Below are 1,175 nucleotides of genomic sequence, written 5' to 3'. Positions count from 1 at the left end.
TCCATGATCGAGGCGGCGCGGTTGTAGCCGATCTGGAGGCGGCGCTGGATGTAGGAGGTCGAGGCCTTCTTGTCGCGCAGCACGACTGCGACCGCCTGCTCATAGGGGTCGTCCGAGTCGACCGAACCCATGCCGGTCTTGTCGAAGACCGCGCCGTCCTCGTCCTCGCCAGCTTCCTCCTCCTCGGAGGTGACGGCGTCGAGATATTGCGGCCGGCCTTGCGTCTTGAGATGAGCGACGACCTTCTCGACCTCGTTGTCGGAGACGAAGGGGCCGTGGACGCGGGTGATGCGCCCGCCGCCGGCCATGTAGAGCATGTCGCCCTGGCCGAGCAGCTGCTCGGCGCCCATCTCGCCGAGGATGGTGCGGCTGTCGATCTTGCTGGTGACCTGGAAGGAGATGCGGGTCGGGAAATTCGCCTTGATCGTGCCGGTGATGACGTCGACCGAGGGACGCTGCGTCGCCAGCACGACATGGATGCCGGCGGCGCGGGCCATCTGCGCGAGGCGCTGGATCGTGCCCTCGATCTCCTTGCCGGCGACCATCATCAGATCGGCCATCTCGTCGACGATGACGACGATATAGGGCAGAGGCTCGAGGTCCATGACCTCCTCCTCGTARACAGCCTCGCCCGAATGCTTGTCGAAGCCGGTCTGGACGGTGCGSGTGATGATCTCGCCGGCGGCCTTGGCCTCGCCGACCCTGGCATTGAAGCCGTCGATGTTGCGCACCGCGAGCTTCGACATCTTCTTGTAGCGCTCCTCCATCTCGCGCACCGCCCATTTGAGGGCGACGACCGCCTTCTTGGGGTCGGTCACGACGGGGGTGAGCAGATGCGGGATGCCGTCATAGACGGAGAGCTCGAGCATCTTGGGATCGACCATGATCAGCCGGCATTCCTCGGGCTTCAGCCGGTAGAGGATCGACAGGATCATGGTGTTGATGGCGACGGACTTGCCCGAGCCGGTGGTGCCGGCGACGAGCAGATGCGGCATGCGSGCSARRTCSGCGATCACCGGCTCGCCGCCGATGGTCTTGCCGAGGCAGAGCGCCAACTTGTGCTTGGTTGCCTCGAAATCCTGGCTGGCGAGGAGCTCGCGCAGGAAGACGGTCTCGCGCTTGCTGTTGGGCAATTCGATGCCGATGGCGTTCTTGCCCTGCACCACCGCGACACG

The 1,175-nt window shown here is 65.0% G+C and carries 1 protein-coding gene; it reads right to left on the bottom strand.

Annotation, left to right across the window (positions count from 1 at the left end; genetic code table 11):
* Positions 1-1,175, bottom strand: a 1,175-nt coding sequence (locus AC1DE3_RS28270; RefSeq protein ID WP_476852978.1) for a DNA translocase FtsK, incomplete at both ends; no start/stop codon positions are given.

It is taken from the genome of Allobosea sp. 10L417, assembly GCF_056395485.1.
This window is presented reverse-complemented; position numbering and strand designations above follow the sequence as displayed.